The organism is Bacillus sp. N5-665, from assembly GCF_022637375.2.
GTDB lineage: Bacteria > Bacillota > Bacilli > Bacillales > Bacillaceae_G > Bacillus_A > Bacillus_A wiedmannii.
Window position 1 is genome coordinate 2,519,510 of the sequence record NZ_CP093325.1, and the last position, 23,486, is coordinate 2,542,995.

The following is a 23,486-nucleotide window of genomic DNA, read 5'->3' on the forward strand; positions in this document are numbered from 1 at the left end:
TGATCACATGAGTATTTTCATTTTAGAAGATGATGTCATACAAGCACAGCAAATGAAGCGGCTAGTTGAAGAGATTTGTGAGGAGTATATGTTGCCTTTTGATTTTATAGAGGTAACTAGTAAAAGTGAAAACATTATTACAAACATTCCTAAGGCGAAGTATATCCCAATCTATTTTTTAGATATAGAGATAAAAAGAGAAGAGCGTAAAGGGTTACAAGTGGCACAAGAGATACGAAAGTATGATACACAAGGAATTATTGTGTTTGTAACGACGCATTCTGAATTTGCACCTATTTCATATCAATATATGGTATCAGCTTTAACTTTTATTGATAAAGGGTTGCCATACGAGGAGAGGCGTAACGTTTTTGAACAATGTTTACTACAGTATGAAGCGCGTAATAAGCAAATTATTCCGTCCGATGACTTTATCGTTGAAAATAGTAATGCGACTGTACGGGTTCCATTTCATGAAGTTGAATATGTTATGACTGATGAACCGCACCGTTTAGCATTAGTGACGTTAGATCGAATCGTTTATTTTTACGGGACTTTAAAAGAAATTGAATTAGTAGATGAACGTTTATTTCGTTGTCATCAATCATATATCGTGAATACGAAGCAACTGTCTTCTTATGATGCGAAGCAAAAAATGATAGTTTTAAAAAGCGGGAAACGTATTCCAGTATCACGTCGTTTATTGAGTAAAGTACGTAACATATTAAAGGGTGAGATGTAATGTATATTTATGATTTATTTGCAATACTGCTTACTAGTATAAGCCATACGTTTTTATACATTCAATTAATCCGGTACAACAGATTGTCAGTTAGAATGTTAATAGCTTTAAGTGCAGTATTCATTATTTTACTGGCTATTGTCGTAACAGTAACGAGATACCCAGAGTTGAATAGTACTATTGTGTTATTTTTAATAAGTTTAGGATTAATGCAAAATGAATTGAAATTTAAGCATAATGTATATTTTGCACTAGTGAGTATGGTAATTATAACGTTAGTGAAAATGTTGCTATTTGATTTAGGAATGAAAACCTTTATGTTAACGCCATTCAATTTATATTTATGGACAGGTAGCATGATTCATCTTATCGTATCAACCCTTACTTTTATCGGTATTTTTGTAGCTCGGAAAAGAATCCGAAAAATTGCTCAATATATAGTAGGTAGTCGGCTATACTATGTAACTTATATATTATTAATTGCCGGATTTATTATTGAATTAATCTTAACTCAGCCATCTACTGCGTTTTTAGCACAATTAAATCGACAATACAGTGAATTAAGTTATATTTCAGCGATTATTGTATTTTTATTATTAGTCATTATAGTACTTATAAGTTCACATTTATCGAAAGCAAAGTTACAAGAAGAGCATGAAAAACGCTTAGATAAAGAGTTATTAGATTATGTGGAGAAATTGGAGGATATGCATGACGAGCTTGCTAGTTTTCGTCATGATTATATGAATGTATTACTATCGTTAGAAGAGGGAATACGTATGAAAAATGTGAAAGAAATTGAGCAAGTGTATTATGACGTTATAGCTCCTACGTTAAAAACAATAAATGATCATGAACTTGATATTGCGAAATTATCTCGCATACATATTCCTGAAGTAAGAAGTGTATTAAGGGTGAAAGTTGGCACTGCTCAGCAGCATCAAATAAAAGTAATGCTCGATATACCAGAGAACATTGAAAGTGTTTCGATGACGATCATTTCATTTATTCGAATCATTTCAGTTTTAGTAGACAATGCAATTGAAGAGGCAGTACATAGTGAGGAAAAGATATTGCAAATCGCATTTTTTGAATTGGATTCACGACAATATTTTATCGTACGTAATAGTTCAAAGAGTGAAGCGATTGATTTGCAAAAAATTTATGAGAAAAACCATTCAAGTAAAGCAGGAGCGAGAGGATACGGGCTATTTTCGTTAAAACGGATTATGAATAAAACAAATAACGCGACGTTAGAAACAACTTATGTAAGTCCTTATTTCACGCAAACATTCATATTAAAAGAGATGAAATGACCATCTATGATGAAAATGAAACCGAATAGGAAAGAACTACATACTTCCTTCACTCGTTTATATACACTTTAAGTAAGAGGTGAAGCGAGATGAATGGTCTTATTTTTACAACAATGATTAGCTTTGGTTTACCGCTTGTAGCACTTTTATATGCTGTTTGGAAGAAACGCTATATTCCTTATATGTTAGGTGTATTGGCTTTTGTTGTATCACAAATATTGATTCGCATACCAATACTGAATTATGTAAATGGAACTAGCATAGATTTTCAAATGTTTTCAGTAATGCAGCCTGTATTATTTGTACTTTTGCTTAGTTTATCAGCTGGAATTTTTGAAGAGATAGCTCGTTTTATTGCAATGCGTTATTTTATGAAGCAACGAGATTGGCAGTCTGGTTTTTTATTTGGAGCAGGGCATGGTGGTATTGAGGCAGTGTTGATAGTTGGTATCCCGGTAATATCTCTATTATTGTCACAAACAGTCATTCAAAATGGTGACAGTTACTATTTCGGCGGTATTGAGCGCATCTTCGCGATGATATTGCATATTGGACTTTCCTTCATTGTATTACAAGCTGTCGTCCAAAAGAAATTCCGTTATGTTGTATATGCAATTCTCATCCATGGGACCGCAAATGCATTAGCTGGCATTATATCTCTATATGTACAAGGGAAAAACGGGATCATTATGTCAGAAGTTTCAATAGCAATTTGTGCTTTACTCGTTTTTAGTTATAGTTTTATTTTAAAAAGAAAGGGTGTATGAAAATGAGAAGAATGTTACTTATTATTATAAGTGCTATCGCGGCGTTCGCGCTTGCAGCATGTACCGGTAATAAAGTAGATGAAAGTACGTCAAAAAAATTTATTCCAAAGGCGGAAGAAATTGTATCATTATTAAATGAGGCGAAGTATAAAGACGTGCATGAAAAATTTGATAGTAAAATGAAAGCTGGATTGCCAGAAGAAAAAATGAAAGATCTTACACCTGTAATTGAGAAAGCTGGAACGTTCGAAAAAATTGAGAAAAAATCGATTGAAGAAAAAGATGGTCTTTATACTGTTATTCTTGTAGCAAAGTATAGCAAGGAACAACGGACATATATTATAACTTATAATGATAAAGAAGAAATAGTAGGTTTATTTATTAAATAAAAACAGCTACAGTGGAAGTCTCCGCTGTAGCTGTTTTTATTGTTTTAACCAAATTATGGTTATTTGTGCTAATATGAACTCATAGCTATAGAGAAGGGGGTGGGTTAGTATGAAAACTGAAATAGTCCCTAAAAAGAAGTACAGTATAATAAGCTACATATCTTTACTCATCGGTGTTTTATGTTTTCTGTTCGTTTTTATAACACCGACAAGGATAGCCAATGCAGGAAATATAGTGGGAGATTATATTACAGTTGCCCTCACAGTTGCAGGTATCATACTTTCTGTCATTACGATGACGAAAAAAACGAGAAGAAGGGAATTGCTATTCTTTCGTTAATACTGTCCTTATCATTCTTTATATTTTGGATCATCGCGATTATTTTAGTTTTGACTGGTCGAGTTAGTTTTGCACCATAATGCCGAATAAAAAGAGTCCTTCATACGAGAAGGACTCTTTTTATTCCTTGTCTTCCGGTTGATATTCTAAAATATCCCCTGGTTGGCATTCTAACGCTTTACAAATAGCATCTAAAGTTGTAATTCTAATTGCTTTTGCTTTTCCATTTTTTAATATAGAAAGGTTAGCCATTGTAATTCCAACCTTCTCTGAAAGTTCAGTTACACTCATTTTACGTTTCGCTAACATTACATCAATATTAATTATTATTGCCATGTTATTCACCTCAGACCGTTAAATCATTTTCTGATTTTATATCTATCGCATCTTTTAAAAGTCTTTGGAGAACGGCAGCAAAGACTGCGATAACCATTGAAGCAAAGATAAGGATCATGCCAATTATTATAATACCTGGTGCATCATCTCTCTCTGCTACAAGATAGAAAAGCGGCATACCTACTACATATAATACACTAATTGTAATAGCACATTGTTTTATCTTTTTTAAAGCTCTAACAGATAATTTCGAGAAGGCGTTCCCCTTATCAATGTAGCTTACAAGTTTAAAGGCTTGATATAGAGCAAAATAAAAAGGTATCACCGTTGCATATAGATTGATTAAAACAAGATATTTTATATATGCAATATCCGGGTATAAGTCCGCTGTGTAATTCCCGATATTAGGAATTAAAAATATACACAAAGCAAAAACAGGAATACCGATAAGGATAATTGCTGTCTTTAAAAAGAGTGTTGATCCTTGTTTCATATAAAGCACCTCATTTTTAAATTATCATTTTAATTTAACATAAATTTTATCGTTTAACAATAAATTCTTATTTATTTCAATCGGATTTTTATTGAGAAACAAATTTTAGTGAAGAGAATGATAAGACGTTTTTATAAAAAAAGGTGTGGTCTCTAGTTATTTGAACATAAAAAGCTATGATATGTACCGTTCGTTGCTTTACTAATAAAAGAAAATGAAGGTAATGATTGTTAGCTTCATGAAAATTGGGGACTAATAAAACATATATAGGTTGTGGAAATCTTTTTGTATATAAATGAATGTGAAACATACGGAGGAACAACAATGTCGAATTTGGGTTTATTGATGAAGAGGTTACTGTTAGTAGGAACAATCACACTAAGTATGTTATGTACGGAAAGCATGATGAATTATCATACGGTGGAAGCTAAGGTGAAACAAGTAGAACGGCAACCGAAAAATGTAATCATAATGGTTATGGACGGAACGAGTTCTTCAGCAACGACATTAGCTCGCTTGTATAAAGGGAAACCACTTGCACTAGATGAAATTGTAACAGGAGGAGTTCGTACCTATTCGGCGGAATCAGCTATAACAGACTCAGCCCCAGCAGCTACAGCTTTAGCGACGGGGAATAAATCGAATTCAGGATATGTAGGTATATTACCTTCTATTGTAAGTTCACCTGGCTTAAAATCAATAAAAGAAGAGGACAAGTTACGTCCAGTTGCCAATGTTCTAGAAGGTGCTAAACGCACTGGTCGCGCAACTGGAATAGTTGCTACAGCTGAAATTCAGCATGCTACTCCCGCTGGATTTTCTGCTCACCATATTAACCGTAAGCGTTTTGACGTAATTGCGGAGCAGCAAGTGTATCAAAATATAGATGTCGTATTAGGTGGGGGAAAAGTGGCACTGCTACCTATAAAAAGAAAAGATGGTGAAGATTTAGTAAAGGTGATTCAAGACAAAGGATACGACTTTGTTGAAACGAAAGATGCATTATTGAACTCTAAATCTAAGAAAATTTGGGGCTCTTTCTCACATAATGCTTTAGCATTTGATATGGATCGTGAAGCAACAAATCCGGAGCAACCAACACTTTCTCAAATGACGGAAAAAGCAATTCAAACACTATCAAAAGATAAAGATGGTTTCTTTTTATTTGTAGAGGGAAGTAAGCCAGACTGGGCAGCTCATGTGAACGATCCAATAGGGATGATTAGTGATGTATTAGCATTTGATAACGCAGTTGCAGAAGCATTGGAATTTGCAAAAAAAGATGGTAATACGATGTTAATAGCTGTAACTGATCATGGTAACAGCGGTATTTCTATTGGGAATGCGAATACGACAAAAGGCTATAATATTACGCCGGTCTCTGCATACATTGGTCCATTAAAAAAATCGAAAATGACACTTGAAGGTGCTACAAATAAACTAAAATCTGATTTATCAAATGTAGAAGATGTAGCTAAATTATACGGTTTGGACAATTTAACTTATGATGAAAAAGAAAGAGTAAAAGCAGCAAAAAAGAAATCGGATGTAGGTCCAATACTTACTACATTATTGGCCAATCGTGCGAACATAGGCTTCACAACAGGAGGCCATACAGGTGAGGATGTGTTTTTGTATTCTTACGGTCCTCAAAAGCCAAACGGTTTGATCCAAAACACAGACATTGCGAAGACGATGGCGAAAGCAATGGGCTTTAACTTAGAAGAAGTAACAAACAAATTATTTGTAGAGAGTGAATTAGCCTTTAAACGAAAAGGTGCAACAGTAACAATAGATAATACTGATGCAGAAAACCCGGTGCTCATAGTAAAACGTAATAATGTAAAAGCTCAATTATTTGTAAATAAAAATATAATTCGTATTAAGAATAAAGAATATGAATTAGGTAGTGTCGTTGTAGAAAGCAATGGCAAGTTCTATATACTAGAAGAAGCAATCCATTTATTCATAAAATATTCTCATAAAAAAAAGCCAATTCCTTAGCTAGTACTTAGGAATTGGCTTTTTTTTAATGAGATTTTACTCGAAAAAAAGAGGAAAGCGAATCATAACTTCTAGAGTAGACTTCCTGTAAATATACCTATTTTATGTTTTTCACCCTCCAAAAAATATTTCTCAACATTTTAGTCTTCTAAAAATATTGAATATTCGTATTATAACGAATATTATGTTCCTATCGGCAAAAAAACGATAATTTGCAGACACTGGGGAGGAAAAGCATTGAAAAAGAATAAGAAGTTAAAACCATTATCAGTTTTAGCAACAGCGGCAGTGCTAAGTAGTACGTTTGCTTTTGGAAGTCATGCAGCGTATGCTGATACGCCACCATCTCTACCAATTGATGAGCATTTAATACCAGATGAGCGTTTGGCAGAAGCGCTGAAACAAAGGGGAGTAATTGATCAATCTGCATCACAAGCTGAGACATCAAAGGCTGTCGAAAATTATGTTGAGAAAAAGAAAGGGGAAAACCCTGGGAAAGAAATCTTGACAGGAGATAGTCTTACGCAAGAAGCTTCTGATTTTATGAAAAAAGTAAAAGATACAAAAATGAAGGAAAATGAACAAGCGCAGCAACCTGAAGTAGGACCAGTGGCTGGACAAGATGCAGGATTGAATTCTAGAAAACTAAATGGAAAAGTACCTACTACACCAGCGAAGCAAGAAGAGTACAATGGAGCTGTTCGAAAAGATAAAGTGCTTGTTTTACTCGTAGAATTTAGCGATTTTAAGCATAATAATATTGATCAAGAACCGGGTTACATGTATTCTAAGGACTTTAATCGTGAACATTATCAAAAAATGTTATTTGGTGATGAGCAATTTACGTTATTTGATGGATCGAAGATTAACACTTTTAAACAATATTATGAAGAGCAATCTGGCGGAAGCTACACAGTTGATGGCACTGTAACCGAATGGCTTACTGTTCCAGGAAAAGCTTCAGATTATGGTGCGGATGCGGGGACTGGTCATGATAATAAAGGTCCTTTAGGGCCACGCGATTTTGTGAAAGAAGCATTAAAAGCAGCTGTAGCAAAAGGCATTAATTTAGCTGATTATGATCAATTTGATCAATACGATCAAGATGGTGATGGAAATAAAAACGAGCCAGATGGAATTATTGATCATTTAATGGTTGTACATGCGGGCGTAGGTCAAGAAGCTGGCGGCGGCAAATTGAAAGATGATGCGATTTGGTCTCATCGTTCAAAACTAGGCTCAAAGCCATATGCAATTGATGGTACAAAATCTTCTGTTTCAAATTGGGGCGGAAAGATGGCTGCATATGATTATACAATTGAGCCTGAAGACGGAGCAGTTGGTGTGTTTGCACATGAGTACGGTCATGATTTAGGCTTACCAGATGAATATGATACAAAGTATTCAGGGCAAGGTGAACCTGTTGAATCATGGTCCCTTATGAGCGGCGGTAGCTGGGCTGGAAAAATTGCGGGAACAGAGCCAACAAGTTTCTCGCCACAAAATAAAGAGTTTTTCCAAAAGAATATGAAGGGTAACTGGGCGAATATCGTTGAGGTAGATTATGATAAACTTCGCACGGGAATTGGTACTGCAACATATTTAGATCAAAGTGTTACAAAATCAAAACGACCAGGAATCGTTCGTGTTAACTTGCCAGACAAAGATATAAAGAATATCGAATCAGCATTTGGTAAGAAGTTTTATTACAGCACAAAAGGAAATGACATTCATACAACACTTGAGACACCAGTATTTGACTTAACGACTGCAACGGATGCTAAGTTTGATTATAAGGCATTTTATGAATTGGAAGCGAAGTATGATTTCCTTGACGTAAATGCGATTGCAGAAGATGGAACGAAGACACGTATTGATAGAATGGGCGAAAAAGATGTAAAAGGCGGCGTAGATACAACAGATGGTAAGTGGGTTGATAAATCATACGATTTAAGCCAATTTAAAGGAAAGAAAGTAAAACTGCAATTTGAGTATGTAACAGATATTGCAGTAGCTTATAAAGGATTTGCGTTAGACAATGCAGCATTAACTGTAGATGGAAAAGTTGTTTTCTCTGATGATGCAGAAGGCCAGCCAGCAATGACGCTAAAAGGATTTACTGTGTCTAACGGATTTGAACAGAAAAAACATAACTACTATATCGAGTGGCGAAATTACGCTGGGTCTGACACGGCGCTACAACATGCACGTGGTCCAGTATTTAATACAGGAATGGTTGTATGGTATGCGGATCAAAGCTTTACAGATAACTGGGTAGGCGTTCATCCAGGCGAAGGATTCCTTGGGGTAGTAGATTCTCATCCAGAGGCAATCGTAGGAACATTAAATGGACAACCAACTGTGAAGAGCAGTACGCGTTATCAAATTGCCGATGCGGCATTCTCATTTGATCAAACGCCAGCATGGAAAGTAAATTCGCCAACCCGCGGTATCTTTGATTATAAAGGATTGCCAGGCGTTGCGAAATTTGATGATTCTAAGCAATACATCAACAGTGTTATTCCAGATGCCGGACGTAAGTTGCCGAAACTTGGATTGAAGTTTGAAGTAGTAGGTCAAGCTGAAGACAAGTCTGCAGGTGCAGTTTGGATCCACCGCTAAAATAAAATGAAAAGGAGCTGCCATAAGTCGGTGAAACCTGACTTATGGCAGCTCTTTTCTTCTTGTGAGAAAAAACTGTTACATAAATACAAATCGAAAAAAATTACCATTTAAAGAAATGAAAAGATGTGCAGAAGTGAAAAAGTCCTCTGCTTTTATATATATTTATTGGAAAAAATAGATGTTTCTTTTATAATTGAAATGCTCCATCAGTCCGATTATATAAGGTTTTTTGACCGTAAGTAATTTGTAAGTAATGAGTAAGAAAAAAGAGATTTTTATATTATATAATATTTATTACAGCTACTTTTAACACCTGATACTAATAGTATGCTATAATGTGAAATAGCAACATAAAGGAAAGGAATTAGACCAATGACATTAGAAAATACTAAAAATTTAAAAAAACAAGTTGCTCCGTATGAAAAATCAACGATTAAAAAAAGTGTGTGGCAACTTATTAACACAATTGTGCCGTTCATTATTTTATGGTACCTTGCTTATAAAAGTTTGTCCGTTTCTTATTGGTTATCGTTAGTTCCATCTCTGTTAGCCGCTGGTTTTATGACACGGATTTTCATTATTTTTCATGATTGTACCCATTATTCATTCTTTAAAAGTCGACCTGCAAATAGAATCGTAGGGACATGTATGGGTGTGTTAACTTTATTCCCGTTTGATCAATGGGGACATGAGCATTCTATTCATCACGCTACAAGTGGTAATTTGGATAAGAGAGGTACAGGAGATATTTGGACGCTTACAGTTGATGAATATGTAGCTGCTCCATTTAGACTGCGTTTAGCATATCGCTTATATCGCAATCCATTCGTTATGTTTGGATTAGGTCCGATTTATGTTTTCTTACTTAAAAATAGATTTAACCGAAAAGGTGCTAGACAGAAAGAACGTATGAATACGTATTTGACGAATATTATAATCGTTGCTTTAATAGCTATACTTTGCTGGGCAATTGGGTTGCAATCGTTTCTGTTAGTGCATGGCACTATATTCTTAATAGCAGGTTCAGTAGGAATTTGGCTGTTTTACGTACAGCACACATTCGAAGATTCTTATTTTGAAGAGGATAAAGATTGGGAATATGTGAAAGCGGCAGTGGAAGGAAGTTCATTTTATAAACTTCCAAAAATCTTGCAATTTCTAACTGGTAATATTGGATTCCATCATGTTCACCATTTAAGTCCAAGAGTACCTAACTATAAACTAGAAGAGGCACACAATAATACGCTTCCGTTAAAAAATGTACCAACGATTACACTTGCTACAAGCTTACGATCACTCCGTTTTCGTCTTTGGGATGAGAAAAGTAACAATTTTGTTACCTTTAAAGAATTCAAAAAAATAATTAAAAACAATGTTTCTGTTCGAGTGAAATCTGAACTATAATTTCATCGTATATAAAAAACTCTCCTTAATCATTTTCGATTTAAGGGGAGTTTTTGTTTAATTATTATATGATCGATATTGAGGAGGAGGAATGCTTATGTGTAGGTATAAATATAAAGAGACAGTAATTATATTATGTAAACAAAATGAATCATTATAATTTTTTATTATAGTGAAGGATATAGTACATATATAATGGAAAGCAGAAGGTGGATGATAGTAATTATAAGAACACATACAACGTAATAAAATAATTCTTTCAAAAGGAAGGGGACATAAAAGATGTTGAAATTACAAGGAAAATACAATGAAGCAAAAGTATTTACGAATAACGTTGATGAGACTGCAACTGGGCAGATTATTGATCTTTGTAACCAAGAATTTGTAAAGGATAGTCAAATTCGTATTATGCCAGATACACATGCAGGAGCAGGTTGCACGATTGGAACAACGATGACAATACAAGATAAAATTGTTCCTAATCTTGTAGGGGTAGACATTGGTTGTGGTATGGAAGTTGTTGTGATTGATAAGAAAAAAGAAGAAATTAATTTCGATTACTTAGACGAAACGATTCGTAAATTTGTTCCAAGTGGTTTTCGTATCCGAGATAAAGAACATCGATTCTCAAAAATGATTGATTTTCATGGTGTGAAGGCCCCATATACATTACAACGAGCTCAAAAAAGTATAGGTACTCTTGGAGGAGGAAATCATTTCATTGAATTAAATGAAGATGATAAAGGAAATGTATATATTGTCATTCATAGTGGTTCTCGTAATTTAGGTAAACAAATAGCAGAGTATTACCAGAACTTCGCGTATGAACAACTAATTCATGTTACATCAATGAAGGATGAGATTATTAAGAGATTAACTAAAGAGGGGAGAGAGAAAGAAATACAAGAAACTTTACGTGGAATTAAGAAGCCACAGATTCGTAAAGAACTAGCTTATTTAGAAGGAGAAGGATTCAAAGATTATATGAATGACATGAATATAGCCCAAAAGTATGCTGAGTTCAATCGTAAAGCAATGATTGAAGAAATTGTCACTAAAATGGATTGGAAAGTAACTGATCAATTTACTACAATACATAACTATATTGACATGGAAAATATGATTCTACGAAAAGGTGCTATTTCAGCTCAGAAAGATGAACGAGTAATTATTCCAATTAACATGAGAGATGGTTCAATTATTGCATTTGGTAAAGGTAATCCAGACTGGAACTTTTCTGGTCCGCACGGGGCAGGACGTATCATGAGTCGTAAGAAGGCTAAAGAATTATTGAGTCTAGAGGACTTCCAAAATACGATGAAAGAGGTTTGGACTACATCGGTAGTAGAGAGCACAATTGATGAGGCACCAATGGTATACAAGCCAATGGATGAAATTATAACAAATACAAAAGAAACGATAGATATAAAGCACATTATTAAGCCATTATATAATTTTAAAGCGAATTAGAAGGGATAAATAAGCAGCCAGAAAAAACTATTTTTCGTATTTTTTGTTTGGAAACAATCTAATCAAGGGAAGTAGTTTCATTTTATGGTGGATGTGATAGAAAAAAAGTCGATTTCCAGTGGAGTAAAGAAATCGACTTTTATATTTGTTTTGTTGAATGAAAGCAACCGTTAGCTTAATAGCAAAGGATTATAACCGTCTATTTCTCCCAAAGCTCAATTAGACGACCTTCAGGATCTTTAATCCAAATAAACTTTCCGAACTCACTAATTTCTTCTTTCTTTTCAAGAGGTACACCAATATGTTCAAGATGCTGAATAGTCTCATTTAAATTATGTACTTCAAAATTTAACATCACTTGCTGTTCTATTGGAAAATAATTGTCATTTTCGGTAAAGAAAGAAAAAATAGTCTCATTTCCTAATTGGGGTTTAATCACAGTCCCATTCCAATCTTCTATTTCAATTTTCAACACTTCACTGTACCATTTTTTTATAACATCAAGATTGTTAGTTCTCCAAAATATTCCCCCGAAACCTTTTATCATTGTAGATAACTCCTGTCTTTTTTAAAATTTTTAAGTATTATATATTCAATATATCAAAACAGTAATAGTAAGGAAAATCAATAACGTATAAAAAGTGAAAAATTCCAATTACTAGTATTTTAGTATTTACCGCATTATGGAAATCGGTATCACTTTTCAAAGAACTTACAATCCAAGTAAAGGTATATAGTAATACTGACTCGTATGAGGTAATGAATGAAAAGGGAATAGAACAAATGCCAATGATAAAAGACCGCATATGAAATGAAAGCCATGTGCGGTCTTTTATATATAAGTATAGTATTACATAGTCTCGCTAATTTTAGTTTCACTTTGAGTGTTAGTAGAAATTCTTTTCTTCACTTTAAAGTGATAGTAAGTGTAGCAAAAGATGATAAACGGTACAGTGCAATAGATTCCAAGTCGTTGTTCAGGGATAAAGATAAGACTGATTAATATAATGCCATACAATCCAAAACCAAGAATTGGTACAAGTGGATAAAGTGGAGTTTTAAATTTTAAGTCTTCTAATTTTCCACCGTCTGCTAAATAATGTTTACGGAAAAAGAATTGAGAGACACAAATTGACATCCAAACAATGATTGTTATGACGCCAGAAATTGAAATTAACCATAAGTAAACTGTTTCAGCAGCTACGACGCTTGTTAAAAGAGAAAAAGCAGAAATAGAAATTGTCAAAATTAAAGCGTTTAAAGGTATTCCTCGTGAAGATAATTTCTTTAAAAAGGCCGGAGCCATTTCATTTTTTGATAATGACCAAAGCATGCGAGTTGCAGCGTACAGTCCAGAGTTTGCGACAGAAAGAACAGCAGTAAGAATAACAAAATTCATAATATCAGCTGCATATGGAATACCGATATTATCAAATACAGCAACGAATGGGCTCTTTGTTAATCCTGCTTCTTCCCAAGGAATTAAAGCAACAAGAACAAAGATTGCTAAGACGAAGAAAAACATCGTGCGCCATATAATATTTCTAATAGAACGAGGTAAAGTTTTTGCTGGATCTTCACTTTCACCTGCTGCGATTCCGACAAGTTCTGTACCTTGGAAGGAATAATTGACTGTAACCATTGTTAATAGAATAGCTGCAAGTCCATTTGGGAATAAACCGCCATGATTTACGAAATTTGATAATAGCGGGGCTGGTTCGTCGCCTTTTAAGTCAATAAAACCGAACATAGCGGCACCGCCAAGGATAATAAAAGCTATAATGGCAGATACTTTTATACTTGAAAACCAAAATTCTGTTTCTGCATAACTACGAGCAGATAATGCGTTAATAGTGAAGATTGTAACGCCAAATATTAAACACCAAACCCAGACGGGAATATCAGGAAACCAGCGTTGCATTGTAATGCCGGCAGTTGTAAATTCAAGACCGGTCGTATTCGCCCAGCTTAACCAATACAACCATCCGATCGTAAAGCCAGTTGCAGGATTGATGAACTTAGTGGCATATTCCTGGAACGAACCTGAAACAGGCATAGCTACAGCAAGTTCACCAAGACAAAGCATAACGAAATACATTAATAATCCACCAGCCATAAAGGCAAGTACGGATCCACCAGGTCCAGCTTGACTTATAATAAAGCCAGATCCATTAAATAACCCCGTTCCAATCACACCACCGAGTGCAATCATGAATAAGTGTCTACTTTTCATCGTACGTTTTAATTCATTGTTTGTATTACTTACTTGCGTCATTGTTTTCCTCACTTTCGTAGTTGATAGAATGAAGTTCGATATTTTTCCGTATTATGGAATGTATTCCGTGATGTGAAATCTTGTTATAATTTTCAGATAATTAAAAAGAAAAGTCAATGTTTTTTTGATTACGCTTTCAAATTATTGTCGGTGGCATATTTTTATTTTTAGAAAATTGAATAAATAGATTGATTTCATTTTGAATTTTTGTTAAATTGATAGGTAATTGAGCGTACTAGCATATTACAAGTCAAGCTGAGGTGAGTTATTATGGTACAGTCCATTGATCGAGCGATAAGTATTATAAAGTTGTTAAATTCTACCGATGAAAAAGAGTATTGGGCTATTTCTGATATAGCGGACAGAACACATCTCCCAGTAAGTACAGTACATAGATTACTTAATTCTCTAATCGAGCATGGGTTAGTTACGCAAATTTCAGAAACGAAACAGTACAAAATTGGGCCAATGTGGATGGAAATAGGATTACGTCAATTGGAGAAAGTAGACTACAGATCAGTTGCAAGAGAAGTGATGAAGCGGTTAGCCTCTGAAGTGGAAGAAAGTGTTTATTTGAACATTCCAAATGGAACACATTCTATTATCATTGAAAGAATGGATAGCCCTTTAAAAATTCGAGTTATTGATAACTTAGGGGAACAAATTCCACTTTCAATTGGTGCGGCAAATAAAACGATGCTTGCCAATATGAAAACGAATGAAATGGAACATATTGTAGAACATTTACTTTCTTCATTACCAGAACAAAAGCACATTCTTTTAGATCAAATAAAGCAAATAAAAACTGAAGGATATGCGGTAAGTTATGGTGAAAAAACAGAAGGGACAGCTTCAGTAGCTGCACCTATTATCGGATTTAATCATAAAGTAGTAGGAGCATTAAGTGTTGGGTTAATTAGTCACCGCATTAATGATGATCGACTATCTTTTCTGATTAGTAAGGTAAAACAAGCAGCTCATGAAATATCAATAAAAATCGGCAGTACATCAGAGCTATAATTTTGATAACTGTCGTCATTTTTTATTCATATACTGGAATTCATTTTCATAATGCGGAAAAATAGGGGGATTTATATGTCAAAGTGGCAATCAAAAGAACAATTGATTCAATTATTAAACAGTCTTGTTGAAATTCCTAGTATTACAGGTACAGAAGCTGAAGTGATATTGCCAGACTTTGTAGTGGAACAATTATCTGATTTACAGTACTTCAAAGAAAACCCGTATCATTTGCAAAAAAATCCGACGGGGGACGGACGATATTTTGTTACAGCCCTAGTAAAGAAAAGCGATAGTACAAAAAATACAGTAATTCTAGTTAGTCACTTTGATGTTGTAGATGTGCAAGATTACGGAGTTTGGAAAGAAGATGCATTTAATCCTAAAAAGTTAACATCTATGTTTTATTCTCATAAAGATGAATTACCCGACCATGTACGTGAAGATATAGAACAAGGAGAATGGCTGTTTGGCAGAGGAACAATGGATATGAAATGTGGCCTCGCATTACAAATGGCAATGATTGAGCAAGCCTGTGAAGGAAGATTTGACGGGAATGTTCTTTTATTAGCTGTTCCAGATGAAGAAGTAAACTCTGTAGGGATGAGGGCTGCTGTTCCAAGACTACTAGAGTTAGCAAGAGAACACGATTTAGATTATAAAACGGTATTAAATTCAGAGCCTATGTTTTCACGACATCCTGGTGACCAAAATAAATATATTTACACTGGTTCTATTGGTAAAGTGTTACCTGGATTCCTTTGCTACGGAAAAGAGACACATGTAGGTGAACCATTTGCAGGCTTAAATGGGAGTTATATGGCTGCTTTATTAACAGCTGAATTAGAATTGAATACGGACCTTTGTGATGTTGTAGAAGGAGAAGCGAGTCCTCCCCCAACTAACTTACTTCAACGTGATTTAAAGGAGGATTATTCTGTACAAATTCCGCATCGTGCAGTCACATTATTCAATTTGTTTTTACTAGAAAAAACGATGACAGATGTCGTTTCATTGTTACGTCAAAAAGTAACGAAAGTAGCAGAGAAAATAGAGGAATCATATGAAAAGCAAGCGTATCGTTTTTCTAAATATAATCCGTTTATACCGCCTAATATGAAAGTGAATGTTTTAACGTATGAAGAGCTTATCGCTTATGCAATTGAACAACATGGGCAAGAGAAAATAGATGATATTCAATCTAGTATAATAAAAAATAGAGAAGATCAAGATGATCGTGCGGTAACAATTGATTTAGTGGATAAACTAGCTATTTTATGTAAAGAAAAGGCTCCGATGATTGTACTTTTCTTTGCTCCGCCATATTATCCAGCTGTAAGTTCACGCAACAACTCGTTAATTAAAGAAGTAGTTACAGAAATGGAAAAGTATGCTCACTACAATCATAACATTACATTTGAAAACCAAAACTATTTTGGAGGAATTTCAGATTTGAGCTATGTGGGCTTACAGAATCCACTAGATTCAATGCGTTCACTTGTAGACAATATGCCATTATGGGATAAAGGTTATTCGATTCCACTTCAGGAACTAGAAGAGTTTGACGTTCCAGTATTAAATATGGGACCAGTAGGAAAAGATGCACATCAATGGACAGAACGTTTAGATGTAAATTACGCATTTGAAACGCTATTAGATATGTTACCGAAATGCATTGAAAAATTATTAGTTTCTAATAAAATTACACAATCATAGTAGGGAATAAGGAAGGGATAAAACTAAAATCTCAAAAGAAGATACAAATAAAATTATTGTAGTATAACCAAAAGAACGGACAAACTCAAGTATCTATGAGTTTGTCCATTTATCATTTAGTGAAAGCGAGAGAGTATGTAATTCACCATTTTCTAATTAAATTCATGTGAATTCATAGCTAACGTGATCTCTTTTATAGTTTTACTTTTTCGTTTGACCAGATAATTCAACAGACTTTTGTGTACAACGCTGCATAGCTGAAATGATGGCTGTTCGTAAGCCTTTTTCCTCTAATGTTGCTACAGCTTCTATCGTTGTTCCGCCAGGAGAACAAACCATATCTTTCAATTCACCTGGATGTATTCCTGTTTCTAGTACCATTTTTGCAGAGCCTAACACAGCTTGAGCAGCGAATTTATATGCTTGATTTCTAGGCATACCATCTAGTACAGCTGCATCTGCCATCGCTTCTATAATCATATATACGTATGCTGGCGACGAACCACTTACAGATGTTACAACGTCCATTAATTTTTCGCTTACGATCTCTGTTTGACCAAAGCTATTGAAAATGTTTAGCACATCTTCTAAATCTGTTTCTGTCACCATTTCATTAGGGCATAATGCAGACATTCCTTCTCCAACCAGGGCAGGTGTATTAGGCATTACTCTTACAACCTTTAATTTTTTATCAAAAGCTTCTTCAGTACTTTTAATGCTTTTCCCGGCAGCGATCGTTACGACGATAACATCGTTTTTGATTACTTCTTTTATTTCGTTAATGATTGATGCGTATAGGTCTGGTTTAATTGATAAAATTAAAATATCAGCATTTTTAGCTACTTTATTGTTGTCAGTAGTTGTAGTTAGCCCATATTTTTCACTAGCATTTTTTAAATTCATAGTGTTTAAATCCGAACAAATAATATTATTTGCAGACACTATCTTTTTGTTTAGCATCCCACCAATCATAGCCATTCCCATATTTCCACAACCGATGAATCCAATTTGTTTATCCATAATAACTCAATCTTGCTCCTTTTATAATAAATTATATCATTTTGAAATTGTTATCTTAAAATAACAATAACATCTCCATGCAATATAAAGAAACATTCTAAGAGAATATATTCCTTTTTGCAACACTAAAAGATAAAAATCAATTATATTCGACATTCTGTAAATATATACACTATAATTTAAGGTATTATGTTTATGAATATGAGTTAAACTTATATCGATTTGTATGTTCATTCAGTAGGTCAATAATTTCATGCAAGTAACTTGCCGCTCTATTCATTTTTAAAAATACTTCTTGACACCAAATCAAACTATATCGCATAATATAAAAAATTAAACCGAAAATCGTTGAAGGGAAATAGTACATATGTCTTCTTGCGAAAGAGAGTGGAATTCACCGGCTGAAAGATTCCTCGTATAGAATATATCGAACCTATCCCTGAGTCTTAAATGAAAGTTTAGGCGTTCGCCTGCGTTATAGGCGCCAAGTGGATATCTATGTATATCAATTAAGGTGGTACCGCGGAACAATGACCGTTTCGTCCTTTTTATTTTATTAAGGGCGAAGCGGTCATTTTTATTTTGCTCTTAAATAGGCTAGGCGCAGCATTGAAAAGAATAGAATCGCTGCAAGCTGTATAAATAGAAGTGTAATTTATAAAAAACTTTGATTTTAGACTTGGGGGATAAAAAAGTGAAAAAACAACGAATTGTTGTAAAGATTGGGAGTAGTTCCTTGGCAGATAGTCACGGAGGCATCTCTATAGAACAACTTTCAGATCACGTTGCCGCATTGGCTCGATTGAAAGAGGAAGGGCATGAAGTTTTGTTAATTACATCTGGGGCCGTCGCTGCAGGTTTTTCAGCTCTAGGGTATCCTAGTAGACCTGTGACAATTAAAGGAAAACAGGCTGCTGCAGCTGTCGGACAAAGTTTGTTAATGCAGGCGTACACGGAGGAATTTCGTAAATATGGTATCGTTACTGCGCAACTATTGCTGACGAGAAGTGATTTTTCTAGAAAAGAACAATATAGTAATGCTTACGCTACATTAGGAGAGTTACTAAACCGTTCTGCTCTTCCAATAATTAATGAAAATGATTCCATCTCTTTAGAAGAGCTGACGTTCGGTGATAATGATATGCTGTCAGCTTTAGTAAGCGGGCTTGTTTCGGCGGATATGCTAATGATTTTTACGGATGTGAACGGTTTATACGACAAAAATCCTCAGAAAAATGCGGATGCGAAAAAGTATTATTTCCTTCCTGAAGTTACGGAAGAAATCGCTTCTATTGCAGGAGATGCTGGGTCCAAACTTGGGACTGGTGGTATGAAGTCAAAAATTGATGCTGCGAAGACAGCACTTTCTCTTGGTGTGAGTGTATTTATCGGAACAGGACGTGGACAAGAGAAATTTGTAGATGTTTTGAAGGGCAAAGGTGATGGAACGTATGTCGGAAATGCTCCTCAAAAAGAAATGAAAGTGAATAAGCAATGGATTGCCTTGCATTCGCTTGTTAGTGGACAAATTGAAGTAGACGCTGGAGCAGCTACTGCTATCATTCAGCATGGTAAGAGTCTTCTTCCTGCTGGCGTTACGAATGTGTCAGGATTTTTCAAAGTTGGCGATGTCGTAGAAGTAATGACGCAACAAGGGCGCGTCATCGGAAAAGGGCAATGCACATATAGTGCTGAGGAACTAAGAGATGTAAAAGGTATGCAAAGCCAAGATATCCAAGCAAGAGGCGATAGGCATAATTATGAAGTCATTCATAGAGATTATTGGGTTTCACTTTAAGAATAGTGATGTTAAGAAGGAGGAAAAAAGATGAATGAAGTGTTGGCAAAGGGAAAAAAAGCGAAAGAAATTGCTAGAGAACTTGTACTAAAATCTACAAGTCAAAAAAATGAAGCACTTGCTGCAATTGCTGAAAGGCTAATAGTAGAAACAGCTTATATTTTAAAGGAAAACAAACGGGATATTGAAGAAGGTAGGGCGAAAGGATTTTCCGATTCTCTTCTTGATCGTCTTATGTTGACGGAGCAGCGTATTATTGATATGGCAGAGGGAATTAAGCAGTTAATTGAATTACGTGATCCTATTGGAGAATGTGTAAGTAAATGGGAGCGACCAAATGGACTATCTATTCAGGAGATGCGTGTACCACTTGGTGTTGTTGGCATGATTTACGAGGCAAGGCCGAATGTAACTGTGGATGCTGCTACAATTTGTTTGAAGACAGGAAATGCAGTTATATTACGTGGTAGTTCTTCTGCTATCAATTCTAACAAAGCCATCGTTTCCGTTATTCATCGAGCGCTCAAAGAAACAAGCTTGCCTCCAGAAAGTGTACAGCTTATAGAAGATACAACGCGAGATAGCGCAAAGCAGTTGTTTACAATGAATGATTACCTAGACGTTCTTATTCCAAGAGGCGGCAAACAATTAATCGATACGGTAGTAAGAGAAGCATCTGTTCCAGTACTTGAAACGGGTGCAGGAAATTGTCATATTTTCATTGATGAAACAGCGAATAAGCAAATGGCAATTGATATTATTATTAATGCAAAAACGCAGCGTCCATCTGTATGTAATGCAATTGAAACGATTGTACTTCATGAGAAGTGGGTGCAGCAATATGGTAAAGAGCTGTTTTCTGCTTTAAAGGAAAGAGGCGTGGAACTACGTGGTGATCAAAAAGCATTGGCAATTGATTCTTCAATTGTACTTGCTTCAGAAGAAGACTGGGGTACAGAATTTTTATCACTCACGCTGGCAGTGAAAGTAGCTTCTTCTATAGAAGAAGCGATTTATCACATAAATACGTATGGATCTATGCATTCCGAAGCGATTATTACAGAGGATGAGGAAAACGTCAATAAGTTCTTCACATCTGTTGATGCGGCGGCACTTTATCATAATGCATCCACTCGTTTTACTGATGGATCTGAATTCGGATTTGGAGCAGAAATTGGCATCAGTACACAAAAGCTACATGTAAGGGGACCGATGGGACTTCCTGCATTGACTTCTACAAAATATGTGATTCGTGGAAATGGTCAGATTCGAAAATAATAATAAAAGACACTCAATTAGCTTGGGTGTCTTTTATTTTAAAGATTATTTACCATACAAATAGTCCAACAAGCATAGCGCTTAATAAGGAAACTGCCATCCCGCTAACAAGAAGCTTCCAAACATTTTTACCGATTATGGCTGATTTTTCTCCGCCAAATAATGAATTGTAAGTTCCGTAAATCATACCTACTGTACTAAAGTTAGCAAAAGAAGCTAGAAATGTAGTTGCAACTGCAACTGTATGTGGTTGTAAAGACTTTAGGTTTGATTTTAAATCCATCATTGCAACAAATTCATTCGTCGTTATTTTGATCCCCATTAATTCAGCTACATACATCGCATCACTGCCCGATAAACCGAGTAAAAAAGCAAAAGGGCTAAAGATAATGGAGAAGATTTTTTGAATTGTTAAACCTGTGACGAAAAAGCCTAAAATCCCATTTAAACATGCAGTTAATGCTACATAACCAATTACCATAGCTAAAATAACGATAACCATATTCATCCCGACTAACATACTGTTTGAAATTGTAGAAAAGAAATCTTTTTTTTCATCTTTTGAAGGTGTATATACGACATCTTCTTCTTTCGTAACTTCCACAGGATTTAATACATTGGCTAAAATTAATGCATTAATACAGTTTAAAGGGATAGCGCTGAAAATATATGTTGCCGGAACCATTGATAAATAAGCGCCAAGAATGGATCCGCTAACGCTACTCATACTCATAATTCCAAAAGTTAATAAACGATTTTCTTTTAAAACGGATAATTGATCACGGACAACCGCAAGTGCTTCAGTGTTTCCTAAAAACATCATTTGAATCGAAAAGAAACTTTCTAACTTTGGTAAACGAGAAATCTTTGAAATAACTGCACCTACTTTATCAATAATCCAAGTTAAGATACCGAAGTACGAAAGAATATCAAAGAACGTGATAACAAAAATGATAGGAAGTAATGCACTAAAGAAGAAATCAACAGTTTGATTTTCCATAGCGGAAGGAAATACAAACCGAATACCTTCATTCGCACATGATAGTAGCCAACTGAAAAATGAAGCAATTTTATTAATGATAATACTGCCGAGCTTCGTGCCTAACATAAACCACGTAATAAAGAGCTCCAATATGATTAGAATAACGATTGGTCTCCATTTTATTTGTTTTTTATTAGGCGAACATAGGAAAACGATTAATATTACAACAAAAATCCCTAACATATTTAATATGAAATGCATCTCAACAACTCCTTGAGAGTTATTATTTGTATATAAAAAAGCTCCTATTCTTCTTAATTTAGAATGAATGTATTTCAACTTAAATTTTATTAATTCTAAAAATATAGAAGGTAAAATTCGATAAAAGTAGAATTTGATATATAGCAAACAAGGAGGGGATAAAAATGGAGGTTTATCACATAACGAGTAGAAAGAGGGAAACTTATTACGTTCAAGTAAAATATTCGATACTTTTCGAATGTGCACTAGGCATTGCGGCAATTACTCATAAAAGGTTAATCGATACTCTTGAAAAGAGTCAAAATGAATGGGAAGAGATTAAGGAATCATTAACAGAAGAAATGAGAGAGCACTTACATTTTGTAGAAGAACATAACACGTGGAAAGCGTTGCTTCAGTTATTGTATGAAGGAGAGTTTCAGGACTTATCACAGTTTCGTGCTAAAATCGATTCACTTTCAGAAGAAGACTTGAAGTATATATGTTTACCGTTTTTAGGTGAGAAATATGAAGAGAAAAGACATTTAGCAGCAAGTGGAGACGTAACGGCAATACATGAACTAATGGAATTGACACATGATCATCAATTTTTCTCCACGTATATTCGTTTTATATGTGATGTTCATGTACAAGAGCTGCAATCCCATTTAACCGCTGTTATGACAGGTTGGTATGAGAGTGTTATTCAGAAAGAGGAAGAGCAAATACTATCTATATTAAAACGAGATTATGAAGCGAAAAATGAAATGAATAAAAAGATGAAACCAGAAGAGTTTGTCGAGTGGGCGACTGGCGGCGTGAATTATATGCCAGAGCCAAGTGTTCATTACGTACTTCTTATCCCGCAAATGACATACAGACCGTGGAATATTGAGACGGATATTGAAGATACGAAAGTATTTCATTACCCAGTCGCAAACGAAAGCATTCATCCTGAAGATCTGTATGAACCGAATTATTTTTTAGTTCAAAAACATAAAGCACTTGGGGATGAAGCGAGGTTACGCATTGTAAAAATGTTGTTTGAAAAAGAACGAACATTGCAGGAAATTACAGAGAGACTGCAACTCGGTAAGTCGACAGTACACCACCATTTGAAATTGTTACGTGCAGCGAAGTTAGTAGATATACATGAGGGGAAATATGTATTGAGAAAGAAAGCAGTACAGTCGTTAGCGAAAGAATTAGATGCGTTTTTAAATAGATAATATGCAACTAGAATGCACATAGAGGGAGGAATCTAGTAGAAA

Annotated in this window: 19 protein-coding genes, 1 pseudogene and 1 other annotated feature; of the genes and pseudogenes, 14 read left to right on the forward strand and 6 right to left on the reverse strand. The window is 34.9% G+C overall.

Features of this window, described 5'->3' with window-relative positions:
* The first annotated feature begins 7 nt into the window (after positions 1–7).
* From MNO09_RS15540 to MNO09_RS15560, 5 genes and pseudogenes are all read left to right on the forward strand, one after another.
* Positions 8–742 (forward strand): LytR/AlgR family response regulator transcription factor, encoded by a 735-nt coding sequence (locus MNO09_RS15540; protein ID WP_000021622.1) that lies wholly within the window; start codon positions 8–10, stop codon positions 740–742.
* Positions 742–2,058: a GHKL domain-containing protein gene (locus MNO09_RS15545; RefSeq protein ID WP_000276073.1), complete on the forward strand. Its 1,317-nt coding sequence runs from the start codon at positions 742–744 to the stop codon at positions 2,056–2,058. Before MNO09_RS15540 ends, MNO09_RS15545 begins: the two co-directional genes overlap by 1 nt.
* 89 nt (positions 2,059–2,147) lie before the next feature.
* Entirely contained in the window at positions 2,148–2,825 is a 678-nt protein-coding gene (locus MNO09_RS15550; RefSeq protein WP_001013715.1) for a YhfC family glutamic-type intramembrane protease, read from the forward strand.
* A 2-nt stretch (positions 2,826–2,827) separates the two neighbouring features.
* A complete protein-coding gene (locus tag MNO09_RS15555) occupies positions 2,828–3,214 on the forward strand; it encodes a DUF3887 domain-containing protein (protein ID WP_001253790.1) in 387 nt (128 codons plus the stop codon).
* Between the two features lie 109 nt (positions 3,215–3,323).
* Positions 3,324–3,634 (forward strand): annotated as a pseudogene (locus MNO09_RS15560) (hypothetical protein).
* 40 nt (positions 3,635–3,674) lie between these two features.
* On the opposite strand, the gene MNO09_RS15565 reads toward MNO09_RS15560, so the two are convergent.
* Both MNO09_RS15565 and MNO09_RS15570 read right to left on the reverse strand, forming a co-directional pair.
* Positions 3,675–3,890, reverse strand: coding sequence for a helix-turn-helix domain-containing protein (locus MNO09_RS15565; RefSeq protein ID WP_000974614.1), 216 nt, complete (start codon positions 3,888–3,890; stop codon positions 3,675–3,677).
* Positions 3,891–3,900: 10 nt separating this feature from the next.
* A complete protein-coding gene (locus tag MNO09_RS15570; RefSeq protein WP_000809089.1) occupies positions 3,901–4,383 on the reverse strand; it encodes a DUF2975 domain-containing protein in 483 nt (160 codons plus the stop codon).
* A 324-nt stretch (positions 4,384–4,707) separates the two neighbouring features.
* On the opposite strand from MNO09_RS15570, the gene MNO09_RS15575 reads away from it, so the two are divergent.
* From MNO09_RS15575 to MNO09_RS15590, 4 genes are all read left to right on the forward strand, one after another.
* Entirely contained in the window at positions 4,708–6,387 is a 1,680-nt protein-coding gene (locus tag MNO09_RS15575) for an alkaline phosphatase (RefSeq protein ID WP_000067232.1), read from the forward strand.
* 237 nt (positions 6,388–6,624) lie between these two features.
* Entirely contained in the window at positions 6,625–9,009 is a 2,385-nt protein-coding gene (locus tag MNO09_RS15580; protein ID WP_000739687.1) for an immune inhibitor A domain-containing protein, read from the forward strand.
* Positions 9,010–9,384: 375 nt separating this feature from the next.
* Positions 9,385–10,416: a Delta(5) desaturase DesA gene (gene desA, locus MNO09_RS15585; protein WP_140399245.1), complete on the forward strand. Its 1,032-nt coding sequence runs from the start codon at positions 9,385–9,387 to the stop codon at positions 10,414–10,416.
* Between the two features lie 282 nt (positions 10,417–10,698).
* Entirely contained in the window at positions 10,699–11,886 is a 1,188-nt protein-coding gene (locus MNO09_RS15590; RefSeq protein ID WP_000916230.1) for an RtcB family protein, read from the forward strand.
* A 199-nt stretch (positions 11,887–12,085) separates the two neighbouring features.
* Here the strand turns inward: MNO09_RS15590 and MNO09_RS15595 are convergent, their stop codons facing one another.
* Both MNO09_RS15595 and MNO09_RS15600 read right to left on the reverse strand, forming a co-directional pair.
* Positions 12,086–12,433 carry a VOC family protein gene (locus MNO09_RS15595; protein ID WP_000589594.1) on the reverse strand — a complete coding sequence of 116 codons (348 nt, stop codon included), beginning with the start codon at positions 12,431–12,433 and terminating at the stop codon, positions 12,086–12,088.
* Between the two features lie 303 nt (positions 12,434–12,736).
* Complete coding sequence (locus MNO09_RS15600; RefSeq protein ID WP_000195551.1) at positions 12,737–14,161, reverse strand: amino acid permease; 1,425 nt, start codon at positions 14,159–14,161, stop codon at positions 12,737–12,739.
* A gap of 270 nt (positions 14,162–14,431) precedes the next feature.
* Here MNO09_RS15600 and MNO09_RS15605 point away from each other — a divergent pair, with 270 nt between their 5' ends.
* Positions 14,432–15,181 carry an IclR family transcriptional regulator gene (locus MNO09_RS15605; RefSeq protein ID WP_000250742.1) on the forward strand — a complete coding sequence of 250 codons (750 nt, stop codon included), beginning with the start codon at positions 14,432–14,434 and terminating at the stop codon, positions 15,179–15,181.
* Positions 15,182–15,232: 51 nt separating this feature from the next.
* A complete protein-coding gene (locus MNO09_RS15610) occupies positions 15,233–16,897 on the forward strand; it encodes a M20/M25/M40 family metallo-hydrolase (protein WP_116480655.1) in 1,665 nt (554 codons plus the stop codon).
* A 201-nt stretch (positions 16,898–17,098) separates the two neighbouring features.
* Here the strand turns inward: MNO09_RS15610 and proC are convergent, their stop codons facing one another.
* Complete coding sequence (proC, locus tag MNO09_RS15615; RefSeq protein WP_000360731.1) at positions 17,099–17,917, reverse strand: pyrroline-5-carboxylate reductase; 819 nt, start codon at positions 17,915–17,917, stop codon at positions 17,099–17,101.
* A gap of 339 nt (positions 17,918–18,256) precedes the next feature.
* Positions 18,257–18,467: a binding site (T-box leader), on the forward strand.
* Positions 18,468–18,611: 144 nt separating this feature from the next.
* Between proC and proB the strand changes: the two genes are divergently transcribed.
* Together proB and MNO09_RS15625 are read left to right on the forward strand one after the other, a co-directional pair.
* Complete coding sequence (proB, locus tag MNO09_RS15620) at positions 18,612–19,715, forward strand: glutamate 5-kinase (protein ID WP_000744714.1); 1,104 nt, start codon at positions 18,612–18,614, stop codon at positions 19,713–19,715.
* Between the two features lie 30 nt (positions 19,716–19,745).
* Positions 19,746–20,993: a glutamate-5-semialdehyde dehydrogenase gene (locus MNO09_RS15625; protein WP_001006640.1), complete on the forward strand. Its 1,248-nt coding sequence runs from the start codon at positions 19,746–19,748 to the stop codon at positions 20,991–20,993.
* 49 nt (positions 20,994–21,042) lie between these two features.
* Here the strand turns inward: MNO09_RS15625 and MNO09_RS15630 are convergent, their stop codons facing one another.
* Positions 21,043–22,236, reverse strand: coding sequence for a NupC/NupG family nucleoside CNT transporter (locus MNO09_RS15630; RefSeq protein WP_000545487.1), 1,194 nt, complete (start codon positions 22,234–22,236; stop codon positions 21,043–21,045).
* A gap of 164 nt (positions 22,237–22,400) precedes the next feature.
* Here MNO09_RS15630 and MNO09_RS15635 point away from each other — a divergent pair, with 164 nt between their 5' ends.
* A complete protein-coding gene (locus MNO09_RS15635; RefSeq protein WP_088107306.1) occupies positions 22,401–23,444 on the forward strand; it encodes an ArsR/SmtB family transcription factor in 1,044 nt (347 codons plus the stop codon).
* The last annotated feature ends 42 nt before the right edge of the window (positions 23,445–23,486 follow it).

Coding starts and splice junctions, on each gene's coding strand:
- MNO09_RS15595 (WP_000589594.1), bottom strand. CDS start 12,433: ATGATAAAAGGTTTCGGGGGAATATTTTGGAGAACTAACAATCTTGAT.
- MNO09_RS15600 (WP_000195551.1), bottom strand. CDS start 14,161: ATGACGCAAGTAAGTAATACAAACAATGAATTAAAACGTACGATGAAA.
- MNO09_RS15545 (WP_000276073.1), top strand. CDS start 742: ATGTATATTTATGATTTATTTGCAATACTGCTTACTAGTATAAGCCAT.
- MNO09_RS15575 (WP_000067232.1), top strand. CDS start 4,708: ATGTCGAATTTGGGTTTATTGATGAAGAGGTTACTGTTAGTAGGAACA.
- MNO09_RS15570 (WP_000809089.1), bottom strand. CDS start 4,383: ATGAAACAAGGATCAACACTCTTTTTAAAGACAGCAATTATCCTTATC.
- MNO09_RS15550 (WP_001013715.1), top strand. CDS start 2,148: ATGAATGGTCTTATTTTTACAACAATGATTAGCTTTGGTTTACCGCTT.
- MNO09_RS15605 (WP_000250742.1), top strand. CDS start 14,432: ATGGTACAGTCCATTGATCGAGCGATAAGTATTATAAAGTTGTTAAAT.
- desA (WP_140399245.1), top strand. CDS start 9,385: ATGACATTAGAAAATACTAAAAATTTAAAAAAACAAGTTGCTCCGTAT.
- MNO09_RS15555 (WP_001253790.1), top strand. CDS start 2,828: ATGAGAAGAATGTTACTTATTATTATAAGTGCTATCGCGGCGTTCGCG.
- MNO09_RS15630 (WP_000545487.1), bottom strand. CDS start 22,236: ATGCATTTCATATTAAATATGTTAGGGATTTTTGTTGTAATATTAATC.
- MNO09_RS15540 (WP_000021622.1), top strand. CDS start 8: ATGAGTATTTTCATTTTAGAAGATGATGTCATACAAGCACAGCAAATG.
- proC (WP_000360731.1), bottom strand. CDS start 17,917: ATGGATAAACAAATTGGATTCATCGGTTGTGGAAATATGGGAATGGCT.
- MNO09_RS15590 (WP_000916230.1), top strand. CDS start 10,699: ATGTTGAAATTACAAGGAAAATACAATGAAGCAAAAGTATTTACGAAT.
- MNO09_RS15565 (WP_000974614.1), bottom strand. CDS start 3,890: ATGGCAATAATAATTAATATTGATGTAATGTTAGCGAAACGTAAAATG.
- MNO09_RS15635 (WP_088107306.1), top strand. CDS start 22,401: ATGGAGGTTTATCACATAACGAGTAGAAAGAGGGAAACTTATTACGTT.
- MNO09_RS15625 (WP_001006640.1), top strand. CDS start 19,746: ATGAATGAAGTGTTGGCAAAGGGAAAAAAAGCGAAAGAAATTGCTAGA.
- MNO09_RS15610 (WP_116480655.1), top strand. CDS start 15,233: ATGCGGAAAAATAGGGGGATTTATATGTCAAAGTGGCAATCAAAAGAA.